Here is a 9,371-nt window from a genome sequence, read left to right on the forward strand (position 1 = left end):
TGACCTTCCAGCGACTAGAAGCATTAAGTAAATTGTCAGCAGCCTGCCGAAGGAACCTGACATGGACACTAAAAAAGCAGAAACACGCGAAGTCACTGATCCCGTCTGCGGGATGAAGGTCGATCACGCGACGGCCAAACACCGATCAACTCACGCGGGCGAAGAGTTTCTGTTCTGCTCGTCACGATGCAAGGACAAGTTCGACGCCGAGCCCGAGACGTATTTGGGTGCAGGGCCGGCGCCGGAGCCGATGCCCGAGGGAACGATTTTCACCTGCCCGATGCACCCCGAAATCGAGCAGGTCGGACCGGGTGACTGCCCGATCTGCGGGATGGCTTTGGAACCCAAGGGCGTGCCCACTGGTGACGAAGGCCCGAATCCCGAACTCGTTGATTTCACCCGCCGCTTCTGGATTGGCGCGTCGCTGACCATCCCGGTCGTCCTGCTCGCGATGGGCGGCTATGTCGGCATGCCCATCCGCGACTGGACAGGGGAAAGGCTTGCTCACTGGCTAGAGCTGATCCTGGCGACGCCGGTCATTCTCTGGGCCGGCTGGCCGTTTCTCGTGCGAGGCTGGAAGAGCTTCCGCACGCTGAATCTCAACATGTTCAGCCTGATCGCCATGGGCGTCTTCGCGGCCTGGACCTTCAGCACCTTCGCGGTGATCGCACCAGGCCTTTTCCCCGCAGGCTTCCGCGACGACCAGGGCAATGTCGGCATCTATTTCGAGGCAGGGGCAGTGATTGTCGTGCTGGTTCTGCTCGGTCAGATCCTGGAGCTGCGCGCACGTGAGCGAACTGGCTCCGCCATCCGGGCCCTGCTTGACCTTGCCGCCAAGAGCGCGAGGATTATCCGAGCCGATGGAAGCGAGGAAGAAGTAGCGCTTGAGGATGTCCAGATCGGCGATCACATCCGGGTACGTCCGGGCGAGAAAGTGCCGGTGGATGGCGAAGTGATCGACGGGCGGTCCTCTGTCGACGAGTCGATGCTCACCGGCGAACCCGTACCGGTCGAAAAGGTGACAGGCGATGCCGTTACCGGCGCTACGATCAACGGCACTGGCAGTATGATCATCGAAGCGAAACGCGTCGGCGAGGACACGATGCTTGCGCAGATCGTCGAAATGGTGGCAGCCGCACAAAGGTCACGCGCACCGATCCAGAAGCTCGCCGACGCAGTGGCAGGGTATTTCGTGCCGGCGGTGATCGCCGTGGCCATCGTTTCATTCATTGCCTGGTCGATTTGGGGGCCCACCCCTGCCCTCGCCTATGGTCTCGTTTCCGCCATTGCGGTGCTCATCATCGCTTGTCCCTGTGCGCTCGGGCTCGCGACACCGATGTCGATCATGACGGCGACCGGACGCGGCGCTCAGGCGGGCGTCCTCATCAAGAATGCCGAAGCCCTGGAAGCGTTCGAGAAGGTAGACACCCTGATCGTCGACAAGACCGGCACATTGACCATGGGAAAGCCGGAGCTTGCCGCCGTCCTTCCCGAGGACGGCCATGACGAGGAAGATCTCCTGCGGCTGGCCGCCAGCCTTGAACGCGGGTCAGAGCACCCCCTGGCCGAAGCCATTGTTCGCGGGGCCGAGGCGCGCGGGATAGACCTTGCCAGCGCGCATGACTTCGAGGCGGTCACCGGCATGGGGGTCAAGGGAATCGTGGACGGCAAGTCCGTCGCTCTCGGAAACGCCCGGATGATCGGCGAAATTGGCCTCAATGCGCCCGCCGCGACCGAGGTGGCCAATGATCGCCGCGATCAAGGTGAAACGGTGATGTTCGTCATCATCGACGGTGCCGTGGCGGGCCTTGTCAGTGTCGCCGATCCGGTCAAGGAAACCACGCCCGCCGCATTGAAGGCGCTGCACGAACTGGGCTTCCGGATTGTCATGGCGACAGGTGACAACGAACGCACGGCGCGTGCCGTCGCGTCACGGCTCGGCATCGATGATGTCCGGGCCGATGTCTTGCCCGAAGACAAGGCGCGAATCATCCGTGAGCTTCAGGCCGAGGGTCGCAAGGTCGCGATGGCTGGCGATGGCGTGAACGACGCGCCGGCACTGGCACAGGCGGATGTTGGGATAGCAATGGGAACCGGTGCCGATGTGGCGATTGAGAGTGCCGGCTTCACGCTGTTGAAGGGCGATTTGAACGGACTTGTCCGCGCGCGGCGTCTTTCGCTGGCGACGATGCGGAACATCCGGCAGAACCTCTTCTTCGCGATGATCTACAACACGGCTGGCGTACCGATCGCAGCGGGGATCCTGTATCCATTCTTCGGGCTGTTGATCTCTCCAATGTTTGCAGCCGCTGCGATGAGTCTTTCTTCTGTTTCGGTAATTGGAAATGCTCTCAGGTTGCGGACGGTCCGGTTATGACCTGCATCAAGCTCCCGGGTCCAATAATCCATCGCGCGGATACAGCACTCTCCTGTCGATTGACCGAGTGTTCTGCAAAATTGTAGGCGACGCCGACAGCGACGATAAAAAGTCGTCGTTCCGCACGGCTTATCAACGATACCTGCCCTCGCGCTCCGTGATGGCCGCGATAGCCCACGCGCCAATCCCGATCACCGCACCCAGCCACTTCCAGCCTTGGCCGCCAAGATCCACGAAACCGTACCCGTAAGCCAATACGGCCAGCCCCATCACAAGGAAAAACGGTCCGGTCCAGAAGCAATGCCGCCGCTTGCACCGGTGCGCGTTCCAAAGACAAGCTGCTCCCATCCAGATCAGCGCTATGACCCAGACCCAGGTCTTGACCGGATGCGGGACGCCGATCGCCAGGAGCATCGCGGCGATTGGCAAGCCCCAGCCGATCAGCCCCCCGGGAAGCGTCGACAAGAAGTCCGATCTATCGCCTGATGCCATGGTCTCACCCCGCGCAGCAGCTGAGCTTTGCCACATCCTTGTCAAAGGTTTGTGCGGCCAGTTTCAGTCCTTCAACCGTGGTCAGATATGGGAAGATCGTTTCGCCGAGCGCCCCTGCGGTCATACCGAACTTGAGGGTCATGGCAAGCGTCTGGATGGTCTCGGAGCCCTCGGGTGCTGCGATCTGACCGCCCAGCAAGCGGTCGGTCTTGACGTCGGCCACCAGCTTGATCACGCCGCGGGTATCGCGTGCAGCGGCGGCGCGCGGGACGTTGTCGAGCGTGATCACGCTGGTCTTGACGTCGTACCCCGCCGTCTTGGCCTCGGCCTCCGAAAGGCCGACGCCGGCCACTTGCGGGTCGGTAAACACGACCCACGGCATCGCCGCGTTGTCATAGCGCATCTGCTCCAATCCAAGGGCATTATTGATCGCCACCTTGGCACCATAGGCCGCCATGTAGACGAACTGGTCACGGTCAGTGACATCGCCCGCGGCCCAGACGCCGGCACGCGTGGTCGCCATGTCGGGGCCGACCATGACCGAGCCGCGCGCATCGGTCTCGATGCCAAGCTCTTCCAATCCAAGGTTCTCGGAATTGGCGATCCGGCCGGTGGTCACAACCAGCCGTTCGGCGGTCAGATCCTCGGTCTTGCCACCCCGTTCGACAGTCAGACTGACGCCGCCCGCAGCTTTCGCGACCGAGACGTAAGCAAGACCGGTCTCGACCGTGATGCCCTCGACCTTCAGCGCCTCCGTCAGCGCCTCGGTCACCTCCGGCTCGGCGCCTGGCAGAAGGCGTGAGCGGGTCACTAGCGTGACCTTCACCCCCAGTCTCGAGGCCATTTGCGCCAGCTCGCAGCCGATATAGCCGCCGCCCAGAAAGAGGATGCTTTCGGGCCGGTCGGGTAGAGTCAGCAGTCCCCAGGAATCCAACGCCTCCACGGCCTCGATCCCGTCAATTACAGGTATATGCGGGCGAGACCCGGTGGCAATCAGGACGCGCGGCGCGGATATCACCCGGCCTCCGACAGCGACGCCACCCTCAACCAGTCGCGCCGGGCCTTCCTCGATATAGGTGACGTTCTCATAGGCGGGCAGCAGGTCGATGTATTTCTTCTGCCGCATCTCCTCGACCAGATCGGCGGTGCCTTTCACCACGCCACCCCAGTCCACGGCATGGGCGCAAGGCGAGATGCCCGGAAACCGGGCAGCGGACGCGCCGCCATGGACCGCCTCGGCGGCGCGGATCATCGCCTTGGATGGCACGCAGCCGACGTTCACACAGGTGCCGCCGATGGTGCCGTGCCCGACAAGAGCCACGCGCTTTCCGGCCTCGGCTGCCGTGATCGAGGCAGAGAACCCGGCCGAGCCGGCTCCCACGACGATGAGGTCATATTGGTCGCCGCTCACCTCTTTCGATGAGCAGCAATCCTTTTTCTTGACGGTCTGGTCCATGTCTTCTTCCTTGGCCTGCGACCGGACATCGCGACGGTCGCCCGGCCAAAATTCTGAAATTACACCATCGACCCGATGTCGGAGGCATAGCTCGGATAGGCGAAGATCATCGCCTTGATCTGGTTGGCGGTCTGCCCGGCACCCATGGCCATGGCGAAGAGATTGATCTGTTCCTCGGAGCCCGGTCCGATCAGATGCGCGCCGAGGATCTGCCCGCTGCCCTGTTCGACAAGAACCTTGAATCCGGTATGTTTCGCGCCGACGCGCAGCGACGAATACCAGCCTTCAGTCTTCTCGAAATGCACATCGAACTTCCGCCCTTGTTCCTTGGCTTCCGCTTCCGACAAGCCGACCGTGGCCACCATCGGCAGGGTGAAGACAACCGACGGGATCGGCGGGTATTTGATCTCCTTGGCGTCCTCTCCGGCGAGCAGGTTCTTGCCCGCGATGCGCCCCTCTGCCGCCGATACTGGGGTGAGATTGAGCCCGCTATCGGCGCAATCGCCAGCCGCGAAGATGGCCGGGTTGGTGGTGCCCATCGCGTGGCTCACCTTGATGCCGCGGCGCGTGTATTCGACGCCGGCCGCCTCAAGATTCAGCCCGTCGATATTCGGCACCCTGCCCGTGCCATGCACCACCAGGTCGCAGGTCACGGTTTCGGTGGCGTCGGCGCGTTCCACTGTGACGGTAAATTCATCGCCCTGTTTCTCGATCTTCGTGACCTTCGCCTTGGTGCGTAGGTCGATGCCAAGTTTCTCGGTGCCTTCGACCAGCATTTCGACCAGGTCGGGGTCGAAGTTACCAAGGGGGCGATCCGCCATTTCCAGCACGGTCACTTCGCTGAACCCGGCGCGCCTGACGATATGTGCGAATTCCATCGCGATGAAGCCACCGCCGACAAAGGCGATGCGGTCAGGCCGTTCGGGGAGTTCAAGAAACTCGGTGCTAGTGGTCAGATGCTCTTCGCCGGGAATGTTCAGCGTCATCGGCCGCGCGCCGGTGGCGATGTGGAAATGCTTCGCCGTCAGGGTTTCTCCGTTCCACTCGATCGTATCGGAGCCGGTGAACCGCGCCTCTCCGTGCAAAACGTCAATCCCCGCCTTCTCCATTCCGCCTTGGATGCGCGGCGGCATGTTGTCGGTGAAGCTGCGCTTGAAGGCGATCATGTCGGACCAGTTGACCGAAGGTTGCGCCTCCAGCCCCTTGCCCTTCATGTTTTCGGCCCATTCGACACCCTCGGTGACCGCGACCAGCATTTTCTTGGGATCGCAGCCGCGCAGGGCGCAGGTGCCGCCATGGGGTTCGCTGTCAATGCTGGCGACGCTCCAGCCTGCATCCGCGGCCGTCCGGGCGACGCCATTTCCAGCGGTGCCGCCGCCGATCACGATGAGGTCATACGTCTTGGTCATACCTGTTCCTTTCCTAGTGCCAGTTTCTCTTGATCTGGCTCACTGCTGAACTGCCTGATTTTCTGAGCCAGAGCGCATATCCCGCCACCGCCAAAGCGGCGGCAATCGAGATCCGCAGAGCAAAGCGGAACTCCAGCCAGAACAGCAGAGCCGAAAGAACAACCGCCAAGCCGATGAGAAGGGCTTTCGGACTGTGCCCTTGTCTGTCGGCTTGCTGCCACAAGGCATATGCAACCGCACTCAGCGAGGCGAAGAGCATCGGGAAAAGCGCGTAGTCGAGCCAACCAACAACGGCAGAAAGTCCGACCCCGGCGACGATCAGCACCAGGAACGGCGTGAAGCAACAGATCGCCGCAAATACGCTGCCGATGAGGCCGCGCCGCAAAAGGGTCGTGGGTTCATTTTTATTGTTCATGTCTGTCATGCTGTCTCCAGCTCCGAGTGCGGGTCGGTGAATGCGATCAGGAATCGCCGGACTCGACGATGTCCGCCGGATAGCCGGTGGCGCGGATTGCTTCGACGATCATGTCCTGATCGGCGGCCTCGTCATCAAAGGCGACGATGTAGGTGCCGGTGCCGAATTCCTCTCCTTCCGTGAAGTCGATGATCTCGACCGAGGGAACGCCCCGCATGGCCGCCGCCACCGTGTAGGAGCAGGTCGGACATGTCAGTTCGCCGACCCCGATATTGATGCGCTGTTCGGCGGCGCTGGCGGGGAAAGCTGCGAGAGTTCCAACGACCGCAAGGGCAAGATGGAGTGACTTCATGGGTTCGGCCTTTCAGTAGGACAGAAGGTATGGGGTGAGATAGGGAAAGATCATCGCGACGGCGACGATTGCGGTGGCAATCCAAAGAATGGATCGCATGAGTGTCCGGTTCATGGGACGCGCGCAGGTGCCATCCGCGCAGACTTTGGCCGCGATCGGACGATAGGCCTTGTAAAATCCATAGCCGATGAAGGCGGCACTCAGCGCGAAGGTGATCCATTTGTACTGGTAGAGAACGCCCAGCTGCGCAATGAACACGCCGGTAACGCCGAAGCTGACCAGCACCAGCGGCAGGATGCAGCATGAGGTCATGGCCAGCGCGCCAAGCGCGCCGAGCCAGGTTGTCGCCCATGCTTTTTTGTCGGCAGCCACTGTTTCGTCCATTGCCGTCTGCCGGCCCGCGGATGTGGTCTCAGTCATGGTTCGAAGCATCCTTGCCTCAGTGATGATCTCAATCTAGGGTCTGTAGCTGGTACAGGCTCAAGGGGGTCAAACGTGAAAAATCATCACAGATCGGTGAAGGTCCTCAGGCGCGGCGATCTGGCCAAACTGACCGGATGCAACCTCGAGACCATCCGCTACTACGAGAACATCGGCGTCATGCCCGAGCCGCCGCGCACGTCGAAGAATTACCGGGCCTATGACGAGAGCCATGTCGGGCGCCTGCGCTTCATCATGCGGGCGCGCGAGCTGGGGTTCACGCTGGACGAAGTCCGCGATCTGCTCGCATTGGTCGATGGCGGGGTCCAGACCTGCGGTGAGGTGCAGGGTCTTGCAAATTCGCATCTCGCCTCGGTCCGCGCCAAGATCGACGATCTCAAACACATCGAACGCGTGCTGTCCTCCACCGTGGCGCAATGCACCGGTGACGATGTCCCTGAATGCCCTGTGATCGACGCGCTGACGGAGGTGACCTGAAGGGCCATAGTTGAGGACGCCCACGCATGTCAGCCAAGCGGACAATGGTGCCAGCGCCGTTGTTTGCGATCATTCGTTCCGTGCGGAGTCCCGCGTGATCGCCGCATGTTCGGGGACCAGATAGCGCGGCACGATCCACAGATAGGCGGCCATGCCGAAGAGCTCGACGAGCGACTGGAAGACGATGACCACGGCCGCCACGTTCCACTCCGGTCCGAGCGCCAACACCAGCGGAAGTACGACGAAGGAGTTGCGGGTTCCGAGCGAGAAGATGACCGTTCGTCGCCCGCTAGTGGGCAATCCGGCCGCCCGCCCGGTCGCCGCACCGAGAAGTGCTGCGGCGACGAGGTAGGCGACGTAGACGCCCGCCACCTGCGCCAGAACCGGCAGCGCATCCCTTACCGCGTCGACTTGCGAGGCCGCGATCAGGAACACCACGACAGCCAGAAGCGGAACCGGCAGCCAGGCGAGGCGATTTACTATCGCGGCCCGCTCCGGGCGCGCCTCTGCCCAACGCTCCAGCAGGAAAGCCGCTGTGAGCGGCAGCAGGACAAGCGCCGCAAAGACGGCGGCAATGCGGTCGGCGGCGAGAAGCTCAAGGAATGCCTCGCCGAGAAACAGCCAGAGGAAGAGCGGCAGACAGGCGAACTGAACCGCGAGGAGGATCGGTGTCGCGGTCGCGGCACGCACCGCATCGCCGCGACCGAGATGGGTGAATGTGATGAACCAGTCGGTGCAGGGCACCAGCAGCACGACAAGCACCCCGAGCCGAAGCGCAGGATCGTCAGGCAGGAACGCGATCAGCCCCCAGACCAGCAGCGGCACCAGGACAAAGTTGCCGATCAGCATGGTGCCGATGAAACGCCGGTCGCGCGTCGCGCGCGGCAGGTGCGCGAGCGGCATCTGAGCGAAAGTAGTGAAAAGCATAAATCCCAGCACCGGCCACAGCAGCGCTTCTAACACCCCCGCGATACTGGGCGCGAGCGCGCCCAAGACCAGACCGGAGAGGATGGCAGCGAGATATATCCAGGCTTGATGGCGTTCGAGATTTTGCAGCTTTATGTCCTGCCCCTGCTCTTTCCGTCGGCAATTTTCAAGAAGACATCACTGGACAGGCCATTGCGACAACGGCTCGTTCGTCGCTTGGAGCGTTGTATGCTCTGTCCGGTTTATACCCGTAGACCGGTCACGACCCAGTCGACAATGCTTTCATGGTAGTTGTAGACGCGGCGATAGCCGAATTGTCTCAGCCGATCAGCCGAACTCTTTGACCTCGAGCATCTGCAAAACGGTGCTCCTCACCGTTTCAGCCGTGCTGCGGATAGACGCAACATCGGCGCGCACAGATCGCTTCGACAATCAGTTTGTGGCGCGCCACATTCGGAACCGTCCTTGCCCTGTTAGCTCGCGGACCAGATTCCGTGCTTCCATCCAGGCGAGGTTGCGCTGGACAGCGGCGCGGCTGGCTCCGGTCAGGGCCTCGGCCATGGGGGCAGAGACCAGGGGCCATTCGGTCAGCACTTCGCGCAGGGCTGGTGGCGTCTTGCCCGAGAGCGGAGTCATCTCGGCTTCCGCCCGCGCCGACCATGTCTCGATATCGTCGAGGTGACGCATCGCGGTCAGGCATGCCGTTTCCATCCCGTCGAGCCAGCGCGCCAGGCGGTTAGCGGGTGGGCCGCCGGTGCGCAGCGCCCCCGCCCCACCCATGGCCAAGGGTGCGAATATCGCCCCCTCGCCCTCATGCGCGGCAATGCGCGACGCCGTGACCGCCGCTTCCATTCCGTCGCTCTGCTGTTCGAGGCCCGCGAGGCTCCAGAGGTGAAATCCCATGCAGGCACGCGTGATCGGGTGCAGGTCGGCGGCTTGCGCCATCATGTCAAGCCACCCGCCCGCGCGATCCGCGAAGGGCTCGGCTTCATCCACCATGTTCTCGGGGTCACGGCGATCGAGGA

Annotated in this window: 10 protein-coding genes; 2 read left to right on the top strand and 8 right to left on the bottom strand. The window is 62.4% G+C overall.

Going from position 1 to position 9,371, the window contains the following annotated elements; all coding sequences use genetic code 11:
- Nucleotides 1–61 precede the first annotated feature (61 nt).
- Nucleotides 62–2,377 carry a heavy metal translocating P-type ATPase gene (locus H1S03_RS16170; protein WP_166195319.1) on the top strand — a complete coding sequence of 772 codons (2,316 nt, stop codon included), beginning with the start codon at nt 62–64 and terminating at the stop codon, nt 2,375–2,377.
- Nucleotides 2,378–2,509: 132 nt separating this feature from the next.
- Here the strand turns inward: H1S03_RS16170 and H1S03_RS16175 are convergent, their stop codons facing one another.
- Genes H1S03_RS16175 through H1S03_RS16200 form a run of 6 tightly spaced genes read right to left on the bottom strand, consistent with a single transcriptional unit; the run spans nt 2,510 to nt 6,921 of the window.
- On the bottom strand, nt 2,510–2,842 hold the full coding sequence (locus H1S03_RS16175) for a hypothetical protein (protein ID WP_347339238.1): 333 nt from the start codon (nt 2,840–2,842) through the stop codon (nt 2,510–2,512).
- 31 nt (nt 2,843–2,873) lie between these two features.
- Entirely contained in the window at nt 2,874–4,325 is a 1,452-nt protein-coding gene (gene merA, locus H1S03_RS16180; RefSeq protein ID WP_166195325.1) for a mercury(II) reductase, read from the bottom strand.
- A gap of 59 nt (nt 4,326–4,384) precedes the next feature.
- Nucleotides 4,385–5,734, bottom strand: coding sequence for a dihydrolipoyl dehydrogenase family protein (locus tag H1S03_RS16185; RefSeq protein WP_166195328.1), 1,350 nt, complete (start codon nt 5,732–5,734; stop codon nt 4,385–4,387).
- 13 nt (nt 5,735–5,747) lie between these two features.
- Nucleotides 5,748–6,158 carry a mercury resistance system transport protein MerF gene (gene merF, locus H1S03_RS16190; RefSeq protein WP_240910503.1) on the bottom strand — a complete coding sequence of 137 codons (411 nt, stop codon included), beginning with the start codon at nt 6,156–6,158 and terminating at the stop codon, nt 5,748–5,750.
- A 37-nt stretch (nt 6,159–6,195) separates the two neighbouring features.
- A complete protein-coding gene (locus tag H1S03_RS16195; RefSeq protein ID WP_166195331.1) occupies nt 6,196–6,501 on the bottom strand; it encodes a heavy-metal-associated domain-containing protein in 306 nt (101 codons plus the stop codon).
- A gap of 12 nt (nt 6,502–6,513) precedes the next feature.
- The gene (locus H1S03_RS16200) at nt 6,514–6,921 is read right to left on the bottom strand and encodes a mercuric transporter MerT family protein (protein ID WP_185805210.1); all 408 of its coding nucleotides are present in this window, start codon (nt 6,919–6,921) and stop codon (nt 6,514–6,516) included.
- 96 nt (nt 6,922–7,017) lie between these two features.
- Between H1S03_RS16200 and H1S03_RS16205 the strand changes: the two genes are divergently transcribed.
- Entirely contained in the window at nt 7,018–7,419 is a 402-nt protein-coding gene (locus H1S03_RS16205; RefSeq protein WP_166195387.1) for a MerR family transcriptional regulator, read from the top strand.
- 69 nt (nt 7,420–7,488) lie between these two features.
- On the opposite strand, the gene H1S03_RS16210 is transcribed toward H1S03_RS16205, so the two are convergent.
- Nucleotides 7,489–8,412 (bottom strand): arsenic resistance protein, encoded by a 924-nt coding sequence (locus H1S03_RS16210; RefSeq protein WP_249777966.1) that lies wholly within the window; start codon nt 8,410–8,412, stop codon nt 7,489–7,491.
- Nucleotides 8,413–8,778: 366 nt separating this feature from the next.
- On the bottom strand, nt 8,779–9,371 hold a 593-nt coding region (locus tag H1S03_RS16215; protein ID WP_249777967.1), incomplete at its 5' end, for a helix-turn-helix domain-containing protein.

It is taken from the genome of Pontivivens nitratireducens, assembly GCF_014235845.1.
In the GTDB taxonomy this organism is placed as follows: domain Bacteria; phylum Pseudomonadota; class Alphaproteobacteria; order Rhodobacterales; family Rhodobacteraceae; genus Pontivivens; species Pontivivens nitratireducens.